The sequence below is a fragment of the Bradyrhizobium sp. RT6a genome, from assembly GCF_040547675.1.
In the GTDB taxonomy this organism is placed as follows: domain Bacteria; phylum Pseudomonadota; class Alphaproteobacteria; order Rhizobiales; family Xanthobacteraceae; genus Bradyrhizobium.
The window spans coordinates 1,261,565-1,280,335 of the sequence record NZ_JBEPQC010000002.1; the positions used below are offsets into that span (position 1 = coordinate 1,261,565).

General features: G+C 64.9%; 17 protein-coding genes. 16 read left to right on the forward strand and 1 reads right to left on the reverse strand.

Annotated elements, in window-relative coordinates; translation table 11 throughout:
- Window positions 1–154 precede the first annotated feature (154 nt).
- The 12 genes from ABIC03_RS15970 (at window position 155) to fabZ (ending at window position 14,853) form a co-directional block, all read left to right on the forward strand.
- The gene (locus tag ABIC03_RS15970) at window positions 155–2,674 is read left to right on the forward strand and encodes a caspase family protein (protein WP_354059029.1); all 2,520 of its coding nucleotides are present in this window, start codon (window positions 155–157) and stop codon (window positions 2,672–2,674) included.
- Between the two features lie 222 nt (window positions 2,675–2,896).
- Window positions 2,897–3,889, forward strand: a complete 993-nt coding sequence (locus tag ABIC03_RS15975; RefSeq protein ID WP_007610895.1) for a 30S ribosomal protein S2 — start codon at window positions 2,897–2,899, stop codon at window positions 3,887–3,889.
- A 131-nt stretch (window positions 3,890–4,020) separates the two neighbouring features.
- On the forward strand, window positions 4,021–4,944 hold the full coding sequence (gene tsf, locus ABIC03_RS15980; protein WP_354059032.1) for a translation elongation factor Ts: 924 nt from the start codon (window positions 4,021–4,023) through the stop codon (window positions 4,942–4,944).
- A 60-nt stretch (window positions 4,945–5,004) separates the two neighbouring features.
- Complete coding sequence (gene pyrH / locus ABIC03_RS15985) at window positions 5,005–5,721, forward strand: UMP kinase (protein WP_018455040.1); 717 nt, start codon at window positions 5,005–5,007, stop codon at window positions 5,719–5,721.
- A 66-nt stretch (window positions 5,722–5,787) separates the two neighbouring features.
- Window positions 5,788–6,351: a ribosome recycling factor gene (gene frr, locus ABIC03_RS15990; protein ID WP_007603628.1), complete on the forward strand. Its 564-nt coding sequence runs from the start codon at window positions 5,788–5,790 to the stop codon at window positions 6,349–6,351.
- Window positions 6,352–6,444: 93 nt separating this feature from the next.
- Complete coding sequence (locus ABIC03_RS15995; RefSeq protein WP_354059035.1) at window positions 6,445–7,203, forward strand: isoprenyl transferase; 759 nt, start codon at window positions 6,445–6,447, stop codon at window positions 7,201–7,203.
- 53 nt (window positions 7,204–7,256) lie between these two features.
- Window positions 7,257–8,042, forward strand: a complete 786-nt coding sequence (locus ABIC03_RS16000; protein ID WP_354059037.1) for a phosphatidate cytidylyltransferase — start codon at window positions 7,257–7,259, stop codon at window positions 8,040–8,042.
- 4 nt (window positions 8,043–8,046) lie between these two features.
- Window positions 8,047–9,270 (forward strand): 1-deoxy-D-xylulose-5-phosphate reductoisomerase, encoded by a 1,224-nt coding sequence (gene dxr, locus ABIC03_RS16005; protein WP_354059039.1) that lies wholly within the window; start codon window positions 8,047–8,049, stop codon window positions 9,268–9,270.
- Between the two features lie 44 nt (window positions 9,271–9,314).
- Window positions 9,315–10,466, forward strand: coding sequence for an RIP metalloprotease RseP (gene rseP, locus ABIC03_RS16010; RefSeq protein WP_275171269.1), 1,152 nt, complete (start codon window positions 9,315–9,317; stop codon window positions 10,464–10,466).
- 186 nt (window positions 10,467–10,652) lie between these two features.
- Window positions 10,653–13,202, forward strand: coding sequence for an outer membrane protein assembly factor BamA (gene bamA / locus ABIC03_RS16015; RefSeq protein WP_354059042.1), 2,550 nt, complete (start codon window positions 10,653–10,655; stop codon window positions 13,200–13,202).
- A gap of 125 nt (window positions 13,203–13,327) precedes the next feature.
- Window positions 13,328–14,395, forward strand: a complete 1,068-nt coding sequence (lpxD, locus tag ABIC03_RS16020; protein ID WP_354059044.1) for a UDP-3-O-(3-hydroxymyristoyl)glucosamine N-acyltransferase — start codon at window positions 13,328–13,330, stop codon at window positions 14,393–14,395.
- Window positions 14,392–14,853, forward strand: a complete 462-nt coding sequence (gene fabZ / locus ABIC03_RS16025) for a 3-hydroxyacyl-ACP dehydratase FabZ (protein WP_354059046.1) — start codon at window positions 14,392–14,394, stop codon at window positions 14,851–14,853. The genes lpxD and fabZ overlap by 4 nt, the downstream gene beginning before the upstream one ends.
- 6 nt (window positions 14,854–14,859) lie before the next feature.
- On the opposite strand, the gene ABIC03_RS16030 is transcribed toward fabZ, so the two are convergent.
- Entirely contained in the window at window positions 14,860–15,204 is a 345-nt protein-coding gene (locus ABIC03_RS16030; RefSeq protein WP_354059048.1) for a KTSC domain-containing protein, read from the reverse strand.
- Between the two features lie 175 nt (window positions 15,205–15,379).
- On the opposite strand from ABIC03_RS16030, the gene lpxA reads away from it, so the two are divergent.
- From lpxA to ABIC03_RS39270, 4 genes are all read left to right on the forward strand, one after another.
- A complete protein-coding gene (gene lpxA / locus ABIC03_RS16035) occupies window positions 15,380–16,171 on the forward strand; it encodes an acyl-ACP--UDP-N-acetylglucosamine O-acyltransferase (protein ID WP_354059050.1) in 792 nt (263 codons plus the stop codon).
- Between the two features lie 19 nt (window positions 16,172–16,190).
- Complete coding sequence (locus ABIC03_RS16040; RefSeq protein WP_219682193.1) at window positions 16,191–17,048, forward strand: LpxI family protein; 858 nt, start codon at window positions 16,191–16,193, stop codon at window positions 17,046–17,048.
- A complete protein-coding gene (gene lpxB, locus ABIC03_RS16045) occupies window positions 17,045–18,229 on the forward strand; it encodes a lipid-A-disaccharide synthase (protein WP_354059052.1) in 1,185 nt (394 codons plus the stop codon). Before ABIC03_RS16040 ends, lpxB begins: the two co-directional genes overlap by 4 nt.
- Before the next feature lie 116 nt (window positions 18,230–18,345).
- Entirely contained in the window at window positions 18,346–18,735 is a 390-nt protein-coding gene (locus tag ABIC03_RS39270; protein WP_354129737.1) for a DUF7674 family protein, read from the forward strand.
- The last annotated feature ends 36 nt before the right edge of the window (window positions 18,736–18,771 follow it).

An 18,771-nucleotide genomic window follows, 5' to 3' on the forward strand; every position in this document is an offset into this window, starting at 1 on the left:
TCGTTGTCGCGAGGCTGACGCGGGCGCGCGGGCGCCATGCCGCCGCCTCAATCCAAGCCTTCGTTATTTGGAAGCCTTTCGTTCAAGTGCCATTCAGCTGGCGGCGCGTCTGATGCGCGGCGGCACCTCAACAACAAAAACGGGCAAGCAAGCCATGCGTGGGACGCTCAGAGCCTTCATTTGCCTTCTCCTGCCGATCGCGGTCCTAGCCGCCGGCGTACCGGATCCGGCGCGTGCGCAGCAGCAGGAAAAGCGTATCGCACTCGTGGTCGGCAACGGCGCCTATGCCAAGTCGCCGCTGGCGACGACGGCAAACGATGCCGGCCTGATCGCGCAGACGCTGCAGGCGGCGGGCTTCGACGTCGTCGGCGCCCGCGATCTCGACGGCGACACGCTGCGCAAGAGCTTTCGCGATTTCATCCAGAAGGCGCAGGCCTCCGGACCGGGCACCGTCGCGATGGTCTATCTCGCCGGCTATGGCGTGCAACTCGCCGGTGAGAACTACTTCATCCCGGTCGATTCCAACATCACCCGCGACACCGACATTCCGACCGAAGGCCTGCGCATCGGCGACTATCTCCGCCAGCTCGCCTCCGTTCCGCTCAAGGCCAATATCGTCGTGCTCGACGCAGCGCGGGCGCAGCCCTTCGTGGAGGGCGGCCAGCAGATCGCGGGCGGACTTGCGCTGGTCGAGCCCGACGCCAACATGCTGATCGCGTTCAACGCCGCGCCCGGCACGGTGGCGCCCGAGGAGCCCGGACCTTACGGCATCTATGCGCAATCGCTGGCGGAGATGATCCGCACCGGCGGCTTGCCGCTGCCTGAGGTGTTCGACCGCGTTCGCCTGCGCGTCAACGAGGCCAGCAAGGGCGCGCAGGTGCCCTGGAACGAGCAGAAGATATCGGCGCCATTCTCGTTCTTCGAGCGCGGGCCCGACGCGCCGCCGCCGGAGGCCGCACCCGACCAGGTCGCCGCGATCCGCAACAAGCCGATCCGCGATCTCGGCGTGCAGGATGCCTATGCCGCCGCGCTCACGCGCGACACGCTACCTGCCTACGAAGAGTTTCTCACCGCCTATCCGGGCGACCCGCTGTCGAAGCGGGTGATGGTGATCGTCGCGGCGCGCCGCGAGGCCATCACCTGGCGGCGGACCTATCGCACCGACACGCCGGAAGCCTATTGGTCGTATCTGCGTCGCTATCCGCGTGGTCCGCATGCGGCGGATGCGCGCCGGCGCCTGGCGATCCTCACCGCGCCGCCCGAGCCGCCGCCGAGCTTTGCGATGATCGACTACGACGTGCCGCCACCGCCGCCGGAGGAGGTGGTCTATGTCGACCGTCCCGTGCTGTATTTCAGCGATCCGGATTTTGGCTTCGCGCCGCCACCACCGCCGCCGGTCTACTATCTGCCGCCGCCGCCGCCGGATTTCGTTGTGCTGTCGCCGCCGATGCCGGTGATCGGCCTGTTCGTGCTGCCGCAGCCGATGTTCGTGCCGATCCCTGTGTTCGTCAGGCCGCCGGTCTATGTCGCACCGCCGCCGAACAATATCATCTATCAGAACATCCATAACAGGACGGTCATCAACACGGTGATCAACCAGCCGCCGGCACCGCCGGTGGGGGCGGGTGCCGGACCAGGCAATCTCACGCCGGCCATTGCCGGGCGCACCAATCCGGCTGGTTCAGCCATGCCGCAGGCGGCCGTGCAGCGCGCCACCCTGATCCAGCAGGGAAAGGCGCCGATGCCCCCGAGCGCGACGATGCAGCCGACGGCGAGGCCAGGAACGCCTCCGGCGCGGCCGGCCAATGTCGCGCCGACCGGTACGCCACCTCTCACTCCGCCTGCCAGTCCATCTGCCACTCCACTTGCAACCCCACCGGCCAAGCTGCCCCAAGCCAACACGCTGCCGGTTCCCGGCACCCATGGCGGCCCACCTGCACCGCCAGCGGGAGCCGGGCCATTGCCGGGCGGCAGACCCGGGCAGCCGACGGCCACCGCACCCGGCGCACCGCCGCCGACCCGTCCGGGAGCGCCTGCGGGGGTGCCGACGACTGCTACTCCCGGCGCTCCGCCGGCGGCTCATCCCGGTGCGCCGACCGCCGCCGCGCCGGCGACTGCGGCCACGCCGACAAACTCAGCCGCTGTGCCCGGCCAACTGCCGAAGCCGCCGGTGGCACAGGCCCCGCCCGGGACCGGGCCTGGGGACCATGGCAAGTCCGCGACCCGCGAGCCCGCTGGTTCGCCGGCGGCTGCCCGCACGCCTCCTGGCGCAATTGGACGACCGGTCACGCCGCCGCCCTCGGCGGCGCGGGAGCCGATCAGGCCGCCGCATCAGCCGAGCGCTGCTCCCGCCCAGGCTGCCCGGCCGTCGGCACCACCACCGCGGCCTCAGGCCGTGGCGCGGCCGACGCCTCCGCCTCCGTCGCGTATTGCGCCGCCGCCACCGGCGCGGGTGGCTCCGCCCGTAGCGGTCGCTCGGCCGGCGCCGCCGCCAATGGCGCGACCCGCGCCGCCGCCGCCGGTCGCCCGGCCGGCGCCACCTCCGCCGCCCCGGATGGCCGTCGCGCCACCGCCGCCGCCACGGCCGGCAGCACCGCCGCCAGCACCTCCGCCGCGTCCCGCGGCTCCGCCGCCGGCGGCAAAGAAGTGCCCGCCGAACCAGCCCAGATGCTAGGCAGGGGCTAGGCCGCCGCGCGGTCTTTAGGGAAGGGGGGCCTCTCGCGGGCGAAAGCCGCCCCGAAAGGCCCTTATTTCCTTGCTTCTGGCCGAAATCGCGCTATACACCGCGCCATCTCACACGGAAGCATGGCTCACAAGGCCGTCCGGTGGCAGCCGGGGCGACAACGCTCCGTTCTGCTCACACGCTTCCGGAGGAACCAACCGGAGAATTAGAACGATGGCACTACCCGATTTCACTATGCGTCAGCTCCTCGAAGCCGGCGTGCACTTTGGTCACCAGTCTCACCGCTGGAATCCGAAAATGGCGCCGTTCATTTTCGGCGCTCGCAACAACATCCACATCGTCGACCTCGCGCAGACCGTGCCGTTGCTGCACAACGCCTTGCAGGCGGTCAGCGACACCGTCGCCAAGGGCGGCCGCATCCTGTTCGTCGGCACCAAGCGCCAGGCGCAGGACGGCGTTGCCGACGCGGCCAAGCGCTGCGCTCAGTACTTCGTCAATTCGCGCTGGCTCGGCGGCACGCTGACCAACTGGAAGACGATCTCGGGCTCGATCAAGCGCCTGCGCCATCTCGACGACGTGCTCGCCGGCGGCGATGCCTCCTCCTACACCAAGAAGGAGCGCCTGACGCTTCAGCGCGAGCGCGACAAGCTCGACCGCTCGCTCGGCGGCATCAAGGACATGGGCGGTCTGCCCGACCTGATCTTCGTGATCGACACCAACAAGGAAGACATCGCGATCCAGGAAGCCCAGCGGCTCAACATCCCGGTCGCCGCGATCGTCGACACCAATTCGGATCCGAAGGGCATCACCTATGTGGTGCCGGGAAATGACGACGCCGGCCGCGCGATCGCGCTCTATTGCGATCTGATCGCGCGCGCTGCGATCGACGGCATTTCGCGCGCCCAGGGTGACTCCGGCATCGACGTCGGCGCTTCGGTTCGGCCGGTCGCAGAAGAGCTGCCCGCTGCCACGAGCGGCTTCCAGGGCCTCGCCGGTCCGCGCGGCACCTCCGACGACCTCAAGAAGCTCCCGGGCGTATCGGGCGCGATCGAGAAGAAGTTCAACGACCTCGGCATCTTCCACTTTTGGCAGCTGGCCGAGCTCGATCACGACACCGCGCACAAGATCGGCGAAGAAGTCGGCCTGCCGAGCCGTGCGGACGCCTGGGTGGCCAAGGCCAAGGCGCTGACCGCGGAAGCGGAATAGTCAAAAAGAGCGATGGGTTGGCCGGACAAGCTCCGGCCACCATTTCAGTTGACGCGAATTCCTGAGATGGACCGCGGCGAGGCGATCTGGCCGCGCCGCGGTAAACCGGCAGGCAAAAAGGATTTTGAACGATGGCAACGATCACAGCTGCGATGGTCAAGGACCTGCGCGAGTCGACCGGCGCAGGCATGATGGACTGCAAGGCCGCGCTGACCGAAAATGACGGCAACCTGGAAGCGGCGCAGGATTGGCTGCGCAAGAAGGGCCTGTCGAAGGCCGCCAAGAAGTCGGGCCGCGTCGCCGCGGAGGGTCTGATCGGCGCGCTCACCAAGGGCAACAAGGGCGTCGTGGTCGAGGTCAATTCCGAGACCGACTTCGTCGCGCGCAACGGCCAGTTTCAGGGCCTCGTCAAGATGATCGCCCAGGTCGCATTCAACGTCGGCGCCGATGTCGAGAAGATCAAGGCCGCCAAGGTCGGCGACGTCACGATCGAAACAGCGATCAATGACGCGATCGCCACCATCGGCGAGAACATGACGCTGCGCCGCGCAGCTTCGCTCGAAGTCAGCCAGGGCGTGGTGTCGAGCTACGTCCACGGCGCGGTCGTCGAGGGCGCCGGCAAGATGGGCGTGATCGTGGCGCTGGAATCGCCGGGCAAGGCCGACGAGCTCGCAACGCTTGGCCGCCAGATTGCGATGCATGTCGCGGCCGCCAACCCGCTGGCGCTCGATCCGTCCGGTCTCGATCCGGCGGTCGTCAAGCGCGAGAAGGACGTGCTCGCCGACAAATATCGCCAGCAGGGCAAGCCCGAGAACGTGATCGAGAAGATCGTCGAGTCCGGCCTGAAGACCTATTACAAGGAAGTCTGCCTGCTCGAGCAGGCCTTCATCCACGACACCGGCAAGTCGGTGGCGCAGGCGGTGAAGGAAGCCGAAGGCAAGGTCGGCGGCCCGGTGAAGATCGCGGGCTTTGTGCGCTATGCTCTCGGTGAGGGAATCGAGAAGCAGGAAAGCGACTTCGCGGCCGAGGTCGCGGCGGCCAGCGGCAAGAAGTAAGCGCCGGAACGTTCCTTCCGGCGTGCCGCCGGAAGCGGCGCCCGGACAAGGAAAGTGCTCATGACTGATCCGGTCTATCGTCGCGTCGTGATCAAGCTGTCCGGCGAATATCTCGCGGGACCGCAGGGTTTTGGCATCGATCAACCGACCATCGACCGGGTCGCCGACGATCTGATCGCAGCCCGCCATCTCGGCACCGAAGTCGCCGTCGTGATCGGCGGCGGCAATCTCTTTCGCGGTGTCGAGGTCTCCTCGCGCGGCGTGTCGCGCCCGACCGGCGACACCATGGGCATGCTCGCTACGATGATGAACTGCCTCGCGCTCGAAGCCACGATCGAGCGCAAGGGCACGCCTGCGCGCACGCTGTCGGCCTTCGTCATGCCCGAGATTTCCGAGCTGTTCACCCGCACCGCGGCGCACAAATACCTCGCCGAGGGCCGGATCGTGCTGCTGGGCGGCGGAACCGGTAATCCGTTCTTCACCACCGACACGACCGCGGTGCTGCGTGCCGCCGAGATCGGCGCCCAGGCGGTGCTGAAGGCGACCAATGTCGATGGCGTCTACTCGGCCGACCCGAAGAAGGACCCGACGGCGACGCGGTTCGACCGTCTGACGCATTCTCAGGCGATCGAGGGCGGCTACAAGGTGATGGATGCGACCGCCTTCGCGCTTGCCCGCGAGACGTCGCTGCCTATCATCGTGTTCTCGATTGCGGAGCCGGGTTCGATCGGCGCTGTACTGCGTGGCGGCGGCCACGGAACCATTGTCGCCGGCTGACGGCTTGTCGTTGCGCCCTTTAGGAAGGGTGCGGAGAGGTCGCCGGGATTTTGAAGGAGAAACGTGATGGCCACGGATAATTTCGATCTCAACGAAGTGAAGCGCCGCATGCAGGGGGCGATCCAGTCGCTCAAGCACGAACTTGGCGGGCTGCGCACCGGTCGCGCCTCGGCCTCGATGCTCGATCCGGTGCAGGTCGACGCCTATGGCAGCCACATGCCGCTGAACCAGCTCGCCACCGTCAGCGTGCCGGAGCCGCGCCTGATTTCGGTGCAGGTCTGGGACAAGTCGATGGTCAAGGCAGTGGAGAAGGCGATCGTCGATTCCAATCTCGGCCTGTCGCCGGCGACTGAAGGCCAGGTGCTGCGCCTGCGCATCCCCGAGCTCAACGAGGAGCGTCGCAAGGAGCTCGTCAAGGTCGCGCACAAATACGCGGAAGCCGCCAAGGTCGCCGCGCGCCATGTTCGCCGCGACGGTCTCGACGTTCTCAAGAAGCTCGAGAAGAATCACGAGATGTCCGAGGACGATCAGAAGCGCCATGCCGACGAGGTGCAGAAGGCGACCGACGGCACGATCTCCGAGATCGACCAGTTGCTGGCCGCCAAGGAAAAAGAAATCCTCACCGTCTAAAGCGCGATGGATCGCGCTTTAGGTTATTGTTCGCGCATGATCTTTTCGGAAAACCGCTTCGCATTCTTCCGGGTCATGCTTTAAGGCAGCCTCATGTCCAACGCCGCCGCGCCCGCAACGGAAGGACCCGATCGGTCCGATGCGCCTGCGCATGTCGCCATCATCATGGATGGCAACGGGCGTTGGGCGGCCGCGCGCGGCTTGCCACGGGCGGAAGGCCATCGCCGCGGCGTGGAGGCCCTGCGCCGCGTGGTTCGCGCGTCGCATGAGCTTGGCATCCGCTATCTCACCATCTTCTCCTTCAGCTCGGAAAACTGGTCACGCCCGGCGAGCGAGATCGGCGATCTCTTTGGCCTGTTGCGCCGCTTCATCCGCAATGATCTGGCGAGCCTGCGTCGCGACGGCGTCAGGGTGCGCATCATCGGCGAGCGGGACGGACTTGAGGGCGACATCTGCGCACTTCTCAACGAGGCGGAGGAACTGACGCGCGATAACACGCGGCTCACGCTCGTCGTCGCCTTCAATTACGGCTCGCGGCAGGAGATCGCGAAGGCGGCGCAGAAGCTCGCGCGCGAAGTCGCCGAGGGCCGGCGCAATCCTGATACGATCGACGCCGAGACACTGGGCGCTCATCTCGACGCGCCCGACATTCCCGATCCCGATCTCATCATCCGCACCAGTGGCGAGCAGCGTCTGTCCAACTTCCTGATGTGGCAGGCCGCCTATAGCGAGCTTGTCTTCGTGCCGATTCACTGGCCCGATTTCGACAAGGCGGCGCTGGAAGGCGCAATCGCCGAATTCGCCAGGCGCGAGCGCCGTTTCGGCGGCCTGGTCGCGAAAACCGCCTCGTGAGCGAACCCGAGTCCGCACCGGCCGGCTCTCAGCCTGCCCCGAGCAATCTCGTGATGCGAATCCTCGCAGCGTTGGTGCTGGCGCCGCTCGCCATTGCACTCGCTTATGCCGGCGGCTGGCTCTGGGCGCTGCTCGTCACCCTGGTGTCGATCGGACTGTTCGCGGAATGGCTGATGGTGGTGGGCGCAGGCTCGACCGCGCTGACCGGGGCGGGGACGATCGTCATCGCCACGATGGGCTTGTGCGTCGCCTTTGGCGCGCTGAAGACCGCAATCATCACCGGCCTGATTGGCGGTGCGATCGTGACGGTGATCGCGCGAGGCAAGTTCGTCTGGGCGGCTTCCGGATTCGCCTATGCATCGGCAGCGCTGCTCGCCTCGATCCTGCTGCGGAAGGATCTCGTGAACGGCTTCGCCGCGCTGATGTTCGTGCTGCTCGTGGTGTGGGCAACCGATATCGGCGGCTATTTCGCTGGCCGCGGCATCGGCGGACCGAAGCTGTGGCCGCGCGTCAGCCCCAAGAAGACCTGGGCAGGAGCGCTCGGCGGCTTTGCCGCGAGCCTTTTGGTCGCGGTCGCCTTTGCCGCTTGTGGGATCGGAAAGTTGGCTCCATTGCTGCTCGTCGCCGCGGTCCTCTCGGTCGTGTCGGCCTGCGGCGATCTGTTCGAATCCGCGGTCAAGCGGCGCTTCGATGTCAAGGATTCCAGTCACTTAATTCCCGGCCACGGCGGGCTATTGGACCGTCTGGACGGTTTTGTCGCTGCCATCCTGGTGGCATGGATTATCGGCTTCCTCCGCCATGGTGTGCATAGCGCCGGAAGCGGTCTTATGGTTTGGTGAACATATGAGCGCGGTTCCATTGCGTAACAACAAGGCTGCGGCGTCGACCGTCCGCAGCGTCACGGTTCTCGGCGCCACCGGCTCGATCGGCGACAGCACGATGGATCTGCTGCGCGCCTCTCCCGAGCGCTACCGTGTCGAGGCGCTGACGGCGAACAGCAATGTCGAGGCGCTGGCAAAGCTCGCGAAAGAATTTTCGGCGCGTTACGTCGCGATCGCCGACACCTCCAAGTTTGCCGAGCTCAAGGCTGCGCTCGCGGGCACCGGCACCGAATGCGGCGCCGGCGAAAGCGCGGTCATCGAGGCCGGCGCGCGTCCGGCCGATTGGGTGATGGCCGCCGTGAGTGGCGCGGCCGGGCTGAAGCCGGCACTGGCCGCGGTCGATCGCGGCGCGCATGTCGCGCTCGCCAACAAGGAATGTCTCGTCTGCGCCGGCGATTTCTTCATGCAGCGCGCGGCGAAAGCGGGCGCCTGCATCCTGCCCGCGGATTCCGAGCACAATGCGCTGTTCCAGGCGCTCGGCTCGGGCAATCGCGACGAGCTCGTCCGTGTCATCATCACGGCCTCCGGCGGCCCGTTCCGGACCTGGAAGCCTGCCGACATCGAGCAGGCGACACTCGCGCAAGCCCTGAAGCATCCGAACTGGAGCATGGGCCAGAAGATTACGATCGATTCCGCCTCGATGATGAACAAGGGGCTCGAGGTGATCGAGGCTTCCTATCTGTTCGCGCTGAGCCCGGATGAGATCGACGTCCTCGTACATCCGCAGTCGATCATCCACGGCATGGTCGAGTTCTCCGATCGCTCGGTCGTGGCCCAGCTCGGCTCACCCGACATGCGTACGCCGATCGCGCATTGCCTCGGCTGGCCCGACCGCATCAAGGGGCCGGCCGCCAAGCTCGATCTGGCCAAGATCGGCCAGTTGACCTTCGAGGCGCCGGATTTCGAGCGCTTCCCCGGGCTGCGGCTGGCGTTCGATTCGCTCCGGACCGGGAAGGGGGCGACCACGGTCTACAACGCCGCCAACGAGGTTGCGGTCGCCGCCTTCATCGCCGGCAAGATCCGGTTCGGCGCGATTGCCCGGCTGGTGGAGGCGACGCTGGACGACTGGATCCGCAGCGGGAACCAGGTCCCGCTGACGTCAGCGGACGATGCAATCGCCGTTGACCATGTTGCGCGAAATAGGGCTGCCGCCCTATTGCCTCAAATTGCCTTAAAGGCATCCTAGATGGTTCGGGGCCAGGGCCTTGCGGCGCTGGATGAGGGAATTCGATGATCGACTTTTTTGTCCATAGTTTCAATACGTTGAGCCATGGGCTCCTCGGCTACGCGGTTCCCTTCCTGTTCGTCCTGACCATCGTCGTGTTCTTCCATGAGCTCGGCCATTTTCTGGTCGCGCGCTGGGCGGGCGTTCGCGTGTTAACTTTTTCGCTCGGTTTCGGACCTGAGCTGGTCGGCTTCAACGACCGCCATGGCACCCGCTGGAAGATCTCGGCGATCCCGCTTGGCGGCTACGTCAAGTTCTTCGGCGACGAGAGCGAGGCTTCGACGCCATCGTCCGAGAAGCTTGCGGCCATGACGGCCGAGGAGCGCGCCGGCAGCTTTCATCACAAGAAGGTCGGCCCGCGCGCCGCCATTGTTGCCGCCGGACCGATCGCCAATTTCATCCTGGGCGCGCTGATCTTCGCCGGCATGGCGCTGTATTACGGCAAGCCGAGCACGATCGCGCGCGTCGACGGTGTGGTCGCCGACGGCGCTGCGGCGGCGGCCGGCTTCAAGATTGGCGACGTCGTCGTCCAGATCGACGGTAAGCCGATCGAGAGCTTTGCCGACATGCAACGCATGGTTGCGATGAATGCCGGTTCGCCGCTTGCCTTCCAGGTCAAGAGGGACGGCACCATCGTGTCGCTGACGGCGACCCCGGCGCTGCTCGAGCGCAAGGATCCCTTCGGCAACAGCCACCGTCTCGGCGTGCTCGGCATCGAGCACAAGTCTCAGGCCGGCGAGGCCTCGACGTCGCCGGTCGGCGTCGGCGAAGCGCTCAAGATCGGGGTCGAGCAGGTCTGGTTCATCATCACCAGTACCTTCAAGTTCCTGGGCTCGTTGTTCGTCGGGAACGGCAATCCGAACGAAGTCAGCGGCGTGCTTGGCATTGCCAAAATGTCGGGGCAGGCCGCCAGCGCCGGGTTCCAGTTCGTGATCAACCTCTGCGCGGTGCTGTCGGTGTCGATCGGCCTGTTGAATCTGTTCCCAATCCCGCTGCTCGATGGCGGTCACCTTATGTTCTATGCGGCGGAGGTGGCGCGGGGGCGACCCCTGTCCGAGCGAACTCAGGAGATGGGGTTCCGAATCGGGCTCGGCTTGGTGCTGATGTTGATGGTGTTTGCCACCTATAACGACATCCTCCGGATGGCCTCATCCTGATAGGGGCTTTTTTGTGGCGTTGCGGGGCGTTGCTCTTGGGCAACGTCTTGGAATGAAAATGAAATTACGGCGCGCTCGGCCGTTTGCGGCGTCGGTGAAATTGTCTACAAGCGGCTTGAACTTGGGGAATCTCCAGACCGGCTTTGGGGTTGGGTCTGGTACGGAATGATAAGGGCGCGTTGCGCAATGAAGTTTGGACTGCGACTCCGGGGGGGCTTGCTCGCAACCCTGATCATGTTCGGCGCGCCGGTGCTTGCCCCGGTTGGGGCTGCCTTTGTGTCTTCGTCTGCGCTTGCTCAGACCGTGCAGTCGATTTCCGTCGAGGGAAATCGCCGCGTCGAGGTGGAGACGATCCGCTCTTACTTCAAGCCGGGTCCCGGCGGTCGCTTGGATCAAGGCGCCATCGACGACGGCCTCAAGGCGTTGATCGAGACCGGCCTGTTCCAGGACGTCAGGATCAACCGCGGTGCCGGTGGCCAGATCGTCGTCTCCGTGGTGGAAAACCCGGTGATCGGCCGCATTGCCTTCGAGGGCAACAAGAAGATCAAGGACGAGCAGCTCACCGGTGAAGTCCAGTCCAAGGCGCGCGGCACCTTCTCGCGCGCCATGGTGCAGTCCGACACGCTGCGAATCGCCGAAATCTATCGCCGTTCCGGTCGCTACGACGTCCGCGTCACGCCTGAAATCATCGAGCAGCCGAACAACCGCGTCGATCTCGTCTTCACGGTCGAGGAGGGCGCCAAGACCGGCGTCAAGTCGATCGAGTTCGTCGGCAACAACGCGTTCTCGTCTTACCGCCTGCGCGACATCATCAAGACGCACGAATCGAACCTGCTGAGCTTCCTCGCCAGCAGCGACATCTACGATCCCGATCGGGTCGAGGCCGACCGCGACCTGATCCGCCGCTTCTATCTCAAGAACGGTTTCGCCGACGTCCAGGTCGTAGCCGCGCTCACCGAATACGATCCGGAGAAGAAGGGTTTCAACGTTACCTTCAAGATCGAGGAAGGCTCGCAATACCGGGTCGGCTCGATCGACTTCCGCTCCAGCATTCCGAACTTCGATCCCACCTCGATGCGCAACTATTCGCGCGTCAATGTCGGCTCGCTCTACAACGTCGAATCGGTCGAGAAGTCGGTCGAGGAGATGCAGATCGAAGCCTCACGGCGCGGTTATGCCTTCGCCGTGGTCCGTCCCGGCGGCGACCGCAACTTCGAAGCGCACACCGTGTCGGTCGTATTCAACATCGACGAGGGTCCGCGCACCTATATCGAGCGCATCAACCTCCGCGGCAACACCCGCACGCGCGACTACGTGATTCGTCGCGAGTTCGACGTCTCCGAGGGCGATGCCTACAACCGCGCGCTGGTCGACCGTGCCGAGCGCCGCTTGAAGAACCTCGACTATTTCAAGACCGTGAAGATTACGACGGAGCCCGGCTCGTCGAGCGACCGCGTGATCTTGCTCGTGGACATGGAAGAGAAATCGACCGGCGACTTCTCGGTTTCGGGTGGTTACTCCACCACCGACGGCGCGTTGGCCGAAGTCTCGGTCTCCGAGCGCAATTTGCTCGGCCGCGGCCTGTTCGCCAAGGCGTCGGTGACCTATGGTCAGTACGCCCGTGGCTACTCGCTGTCGTTCGTTGAGCCCTATTTGCTCGACTACCGTGTCGCGCTGGGTCTCGACCTCTATCAGCGTGAGCAGAAATCCAACAGCTACATCTCCTACGGCACCAAGACGCTCGGCTTCTCCCCGCGCCTCGGTTTCTCCCTGCGTGAAGATCTGTCGCTGCAGGTGCGCTACTCGATCTACCGGCAGGAAATCACGCTGCCGTCTTACCTGGCGAACTGTAACAACGTACAGACTCTGCCCGATGGCAGCGCGAATCCAGCGTTCAACCCGAGCCCAGCCTTCGCCAACGCAACCGGCCTGAGCCTCGCCTCCACCAACGGCCTCGGCTGCTACAGCGACGGTGAAGCCTCGCTGCCGGTGCGCAAGGAGCTGGCCAGCGGCAAGACCCTGACTTCGGCGCTCGGCTATTCGCTGACCTACAACACGCTCGACAACAACAAGAACCCCACCGACGGTCTGCTCGTCGACTTCCGTCAGGACTTCGCCGGCGTCGGCGGCGACGTCTCTTACCTGAAGTCGGTTGTCGACGCTAAGTACTACACTCCGCTGGTGTCCGACATCGTCGGCCTGGTCCGGTTGCAGGGCGGCATGCTGAACAAGATGGGCAGCGATCTGCGCATGCTCGATCACTTCCAGATGGGCCCGAACCTCGTCCGTGGCTTTGCCCCGAACGGCATCGGACCGCGCGATTTGAACCCCTTCGGTACGCAGGACGCACTTGGTGGCACCAAATATTGGGGTGCTTCGCTCGAATTGCAGATGCCGTTCTGGTTCCTGCCGAAGGAAGTGGGTCTGAAGGGCGCCGTCTACGCCGACGCCGGCGGGCTGTTCGACTATCAGGGCCCGACGACGTGGTCGGTGACCAACGAAGTGACCACGACCAAGAATTCGAGCTGCACGCCGTCGACCGTCAATCCAGCTTCGGCTGGAACCTGCACCGGCCTGGTCTATGACAACGGCAATGCCGTCCGGTCGTCGGTCGGCGTCGGCTTGATCTGGGCCTCGCCGTTCGGTCCGCTGCGCTTCGACTACGCCGTGCCGCTGACCAAGGGCAAGAACGACCGTACGCAGGAGTTCCGGTTCGGCGGCGGCACCTCGTTCTAATTCGAACAGCACGGCACGATCCGGACCACAGGAACCGGTTTCCGAAAGGGATCGTGCCAATCCAGGAGATGAGGCATGATGCGGCTTGGCCGCTTCATGCCGAAGCCGGACCGCGACGGGGTGGAATGGCGCAGCCGAACTTCTTCACACAGCCGCCCGCCTCAGCGCTGGCTGACATAGCCACGCTGACCAAGGCGGAGCTGGTCGATCCCGCCAGGGGCGGCCAAATCATCAGGGGTCTTGCTTCGCTCGACGAAGCCGGCCCGATGCACCTGACGTTCTTCGACAATCTCAAATATGCCGATGAGCTCAAGGCGACCAAGGCCGGTGCTTGCCTGGTGAGCCCACGCTTCGAGGCCCGGGTGCCCGCGCATGTCGCCGTGCTGCGGGCGCCGCAGCCGTTCCGCGCCTTCGTCAGGATCGCGCGGGAGTGGCATGGCGACGCGCTCCGGCCGCAATCCTGGACTGGTAACGAGGGCATCGCGCCGTCGGCCATCATCGATCCCACGGCCAGGCTCGAGGACGGCGTGATCGTCGATCCCCTGGCCGTGATCGGCCCTGACGTGGAGATCGGCAGCGGCACGGTGATCGGTGTGGGGGCCGTGATAGGCCCCGGCGTCAAGATCGGCCGGGACTGCAATGTCGGCGCACGCACCGCCATCCAGTGCGCGCTGATCGGCAACGACGTGCTGATCCACCCCGGCTGCTCGATCGGCCAGGACGGCTACGGCTTCATCTTCTTCGGTCCCGAGGGCCATCTAAAAGTGCCCCAGACCGGCCGCGTGCTGATTCAGAACAACGTGGAGGTCGGCGCCGGCACCACCATTGATCGGGGCTCCTTGCGCGACACCGTGATCGGCGAAGGGACCAAAATCGACAATCAGGTCCAGATCGGCCACAATGTGACCATTGGCCGGCACTGCCTGCTGGCAGCCCAGATCGGCCTTGCCGGCAGCCTGACCCTCGGCGACAACGTGGCGCTGGGAGCGAAGGTGGGCATCAACAATCACGTCAAGATCGGGGATGGAGCTCAGGTGACTGCCATGAGCGGCGTCAAGGACGACGTTCCTCCCAACGGACGCTGGGGTGGTTTTTTTGCCAAGCCGACCCGGCAGTGGTTCAAGGAAATTTTGGCGGTCGAGCGCTTGGCGCGCGACAGCAAGGCCGATCCGAAGCAGGAGGAACGGGAGTGACGGACGAAGCACCGATCAGGTTCGAGCTTGTGGACATCAACATGATCCTGCAAACGCTCCCGCACCGTTTTCCGATGCTGCTGATCGATCGCGTGATCAACATCCGCACCGATTACAGCGGCATCGGCATCAAGAACGTCACCTTCAACGAACCGCCGTTCCAGGGCCATTTTCCCGATCGCCCGGTCTATCCCGGCGTCATGATGATCGAAGCGATGGCGCAGACTGCGGGTGTGATCGGCATCAAGTCGGTCGAAGGCACCGACAAGCCGCGCGCGGTCTACTTCCTGACCATCGACAAGTGCAAGTTCCGCAAGCCGGTGCTGCCCGGCGATACCATCGAATACCACATGCGCTCGATCGGTCGCCGCAAGGCCATGTGGTGGTTTCACGGCGACGCCAAGGTCAACGGCCAGGTGGTTGCGGAGGCCGACGTCGGCGCCATGCTGACCGACTGAGCGGGATCAACTTCTCTGGATACGCTCGCGTGCAGGACACGCGTACCGGCCGCCGCTGACCTCGCGCTTGATGTTCTGGTTGAAGAACTGTCCCATGGACGGTGCGCCGAGCAGGCGCTCGACCGTGTCGACCGGCACGCTGCAATAGCGGTCATAAGCGCCGTCCACAGCCACGACGAGGGCCTGCTGCGCACGATCGTAACAGACCCGCTGGAGTACCGTGCTGCGGGTGATGTCGCGGCATTCGAATGTCGCGAGGTCAATGTGCCGGTGTTCACCGGTCTCGATCGTCTCGGACACGATCGGCGCGGCGGCGAGTTGTGCGAGGAGAAGTGCCAGGGCCCTGACCACGATACCTGAAGCTCCGCATGAACTTGTTGATGAGCCGGGAAGGCTGCCTCATCCGGCACTTGAAACACGGAAAGATCATACGTCACTGGACAGATCGGGCATAGTCGCGCTAACCAGCGGAAAACCGAGCGACTTCAACACCTAATCAGACCTTCTTGATGAGTCAGATTGCTTGATGAGTAAGATTGATCCCACCGCACGGATCGCGGACGGCGCCGTGATCGGCGAGGGCACCGAGATCGGCCCCTTCTGCATCATCGGTGCGCATGTCGTGATCGGCAGTAACTGCAAGTTGATCGGACATGTGCATATCACCGCGCAGACCACGATCGGTGACGATTGCACCATCTATCCGTTCGCCTCGCTCGGCACGCCGCCGCAATCGCTCAGCTATCGTGGCGAATTGACGAAGCTCAAGATCGGTTCGGGCTGCACCATCCGCGAATCCGTGACCATGAACGCCGGCACGGTCGCAGGCGGCGGCATCACAGAGGTCGGCGACCGCAATTATTTCATGAATTGCAGCCATGTCGGCCATGACTGCCATGTCGGCAACGACGTGATCTTCGCGACCTCGGCCACGCTCGGCGGTCACTGCGAGATCGGTGATTTCGTCTTTATCGGCGGTCTGTCCGCGGTGCACCAGTTCACCCGCATCGGCCCGCAGGTGATGGTCGGCGGCGTGTGCGGCGTGCGCGACGACGTCATTCCGTTCGGCCTCGTCAACGGCCAGTATGCCGTCCTCGAAGGCCTCAACCTGATCGGCATGAAGCGGCGCAAGTTCACCAAGCAGCGGCTTGCGACGGTGCGCGCGTTCTATCAGAAACTCTTTCATGGCCCCGCTACCTTTGCCGAACGCCTGGAGGCGGCGCGGCCGCTCGCCGGTGACGATCCGGCGATCGGCGAAATCCTCGACTTCATCGGCAAGGGCAAGCGCCCGCTCTGTCTTCCCGCCATCGCGAAGTGATGATGGGATGGCCGCGGGCATGACATCGGCGGCTTCGGAGATTTCATCGCCGGTCGGCGTGGTCGCCGGCGGCGGCGCGATGCCGTTCGCGGTTGCCGAATCGCTCGCCGCCCGCGGCATCACGCCGGTGTTGTTTCCCCTTCGGGGGGCCTGCGATCCGGCACGGGTGGAAAAATTCCGCCATCGCTGGATCTCGGTCGGCCAACTCGGCCGCGCCATGCGGTTGTTTCGCGAAGAAGGCTGCCGCGACCTGATCTTCATCGGCACGCTGGTACGGCCCTCGCTTTCGGAAGTCCGCGTCGACTTCACGACGCTCCGGCTGCTCGGCAATGTCATCCGCGCCTTCCGCGGCGGCGACGATCATTTGTTATCCGGCGTCGGGCGCATTCTCGAGCAGGGCGGGTTTCGCATGGTCGGCATCAAGGATGTCGCGCCCGACCTGCTGATGCCTGAGGGCTGCATCAGCCGCGCCTGGCCGAGCGACACCGGCAAGACCGACATCGAGCGCGGACGCGCGGTGCTGACCGCGCTCGGTCCATTCGACATCGGCCAGGCTGCGGTCGTGATCGACGGCCATGTGGTGGCGGTCGAGGATATCGAGGGCACCGATGCGCTGCTCGCGCGCGTGGCGCGGCTGCGCGAGGAGGGGCGCATCCGCGCCGCCACTGGGCGGGGCGTGCTGGTGAAGGTCCCGAAGAGCGGACAGGATCTGCGCTTCGACCTGCCGACGATCGGCCCGCGCACCCTCGAGGGCGTCGCCGCCGCGGGGCTGGCCGGGATCGCCGTCGTCGCCGGCAATACCATCGCCGCCGAGCCGCAGGCGATGATCGCGCTCGCCGACGCCAAATATCTCTTCGTCATCGGCCTGCCGGCGTGATGCAAGGCCGCGATCCCAAGCGCAAGATCTTCCTGATCGCCACGGAGGAATCCGGCGACCGGCTCGGCAGCGCCTTGATGAAGGTGCTGCGCCAGCGCCTCGGCGACGGCGTGCAGTTCGTGGGCGTCGGCGGCCACACCATGGCGCGCCAGGGGCTGGAGACGCTGTTTCCGATCGAGCAGCTCTCGATCGTGGGCTTCGCCGCGGTGGTGCAGCAATTGCCGAAGATCCTGCGGCTGATCCGCGAGACCGCGGAGGCCATAACCGAAGCCGCGCCGGACGCGCTCGTCATCATCGACAGCCCCGACTTCACCCACCGTGTCGCCCGCCGCGTGCGGGCGCGCAATCCGGCGATCCCGGTCGTCGACTACGTCTCGCCGCAGCTCTGGGCCTGGCGGCCGGGACGGGCGCGGACCATGCTCGGCTATGTCGACCATGTGCTCGGCCTGTTGCCGTTCGAGCCGGAGGAATATCGCAAGCTCGGCGGGCCGCCATGCAGCTATGTCGGCCATCCCCTGATCGAGCAATTGTCCTCGCTGCGGCCGAACGCGGAGGAGCAGAAGCGCCGCTACAGCGGGCCGCCGGTTTTGCTGGTGCTGCCCGGCAGCCGCCGCAGCGAGATCAGGCACCATCTCGACGTGTTCGGCGCGACGCTCGGCCGATTGCAGACGGAAGGCCGCGCGTTCGAACTGATGCTGCCGACCATGCCGCATCTCGAAGCCACCATCCGCGAAGGCATCGCGAACTGGCCGGTCAAGCCTCAAATCGTGGTCGGCGAGAACGAGAAGCGCGCCGCCTTCCGCATCGCGCGCGCGGCATTGGCAAAATCCGGCACAGTGACGCTGGAGCTCGCGCTATCGGGCATTCCGATGGTGACGGCCTATCGGGTCGGCGCGATCGAAGCCTTCATCCTGCGCCGCGCGATCCGCGTCTCCTCGGTGATCCTCGCCAATCTCGTGATCGGCAAGGATGTCATCCCGGAGTTCCTGCAGGAAGACTGCACGCCGGAGAACCTGGCGCCCGCGCTCTCGCAGCTTCTGACCGATTCACCGTTGCGCCGACAGCAGGTGGAAGCGTTCGCCCAGCTCGATACGATCATGTCGACCGGCAACAAGTCGCCGAGCGTACTCGCAGCCGACATCGTGCTGGCGACCATGCGCAAGGGCAGGCGGGCTAGCTAGGACGTGTACTCACAAGCGTCGGCTTGCCAGCGCAAAGCGGAAGCCTCCTAACCTTGGGCGTGATCGGCGGTTTGTGACCCATTGCCGACGTGATCCGCGTCCGACATATTGATCGCATGCCTAGGAATGAGAGCTACCTTGAAAGAATCGCTGATCTTGCACCTCAATTGAGAGAGGCGCTCGCTAAGCTAAATGCCGAATGGTCGCCGGAAGTTGTGCCCATAACCCTCGCGGGTACCGGATTGGCAGAGGCTCTTGTTGAGCATTTCAATCGACTGCCAAAAAGCACAATACAATCCGTTTTTGAACTCTGCGAAAAAGCGCTCGAAGACGGCTCTGCTCAAGAACGTGCCGCTTTGGCAACCGGCTTTCTTGAATCACTACAGCACGCAGATGGCACGAAAGCATTCGATTTTAGGTCGGTAGCAAACTTGCTGGGGCCGAAGTCCAGAGAGCATTGCTCAGCCATGGATAGGTTTTGGAAAGTCACGTCGCGCGGATTGTAGAGGACCGCTTCTGGCCCAACTCGGACCAAGGGTGAG

Excerpts from the sequence above, each read along its gene's own strand:
- ABIC03_RS15970 (WP_354059029.1), top strand. The coding sequence starts at position 155 with ATGCGTGGGACGCTCAGAGCCTTCATTTGCCTTCTCCTGCCGATCGCG.
- ABIC03_RS15975 (WP_007610895.1), top strand. The coding sequence starts at position 2,897 with ATGGCACTACCCGATTTCACTATGCGTCAGCTCCTCGAAGCCGGCGTG.
- tsf (WP_354059032.1), top strand. The coding sequence starts at position 4,021 with ATGGCAACGATCACAGCTGCGATGGTCAAGGACCTGCGCGAGTCGACC.
- pyrH (WP_018455040.1), top strand. The coding sequence starts at position 5,005 with ATGACTGATCCGGTCTATCGTCGCGTCGTGATCAAGCTGTCCGGCGAA.
- frr (WP_007603628.1), top strand. The coding sequence starts at position 5,788 with ATGGCCACGGATAATTTCGATCTCAACGAAGTGAAGCGCCGCATGCAG.
- ABIC03_RS15995 (WP_354059035.1), top strand. The coding sequence starts at position 6,445 with ATGTCCAACGCCGCCGCGCCCGCAACGGAAGGACCCGATCGGTCCGAT.
- ABIC03_RS16000 (WP_354059037.1), top strand. The coding sequence starts at position 7,257 with ATGCGAATCCTCGCAGCGTTGGTGCTGGCGCCGCTCGCCATTGCACTC.
- dxr (WP_354059039.1), top strand. The coding sequence starts at position 8,047 with ATGAGCGCGGTTCCATTGCGTAACAACAAGGCTGCGGCGTCGACCGTC.
- rseP (WP_275171269.1), top strand. The coding sequence starts at position 9,315 with ATGATCGACTTTTTTGTCCATAGTTTCAATACGTTGAGCCATGGGCTC.
- bamA (WP_354059042.1), top strand. The coding sequence starts at position 10,653 with ATGAAGTTTGGACTGCGACTCCGGGGGGGCTTGCTCGCAACCCTGATC.
- lpxD (WP_354059044.1), top strand. The coding sequence starts at position 13,328 with ATGGCGCAGCCGAACTTCTTCACACAGCCGCCCGCCTCAGCGCTGGCT.
- lpxA (WP_354059050.1), top strand. The coding sequence starts at position 15,380 with ATGAGTAAGATTGATCCCACCGCACGGATCGCGGACGGCGCCGTGATC.
- ABIC03_RS16040 (WP_219682193.1), top strand. The coding sequence starts at position 16,191 with ATGACATCGGCGGCTTCGGAGATTTCATCGCCGGTCGGCGTGGTCGCC.
- ABIC03_RS39270 (WP_354129737.1), top strand. The coding sequence starts at position 18,346 with ATGCCTAGGAATGAGAGCTACCTTGAAAGAATCGCTGATCTTGCACCT.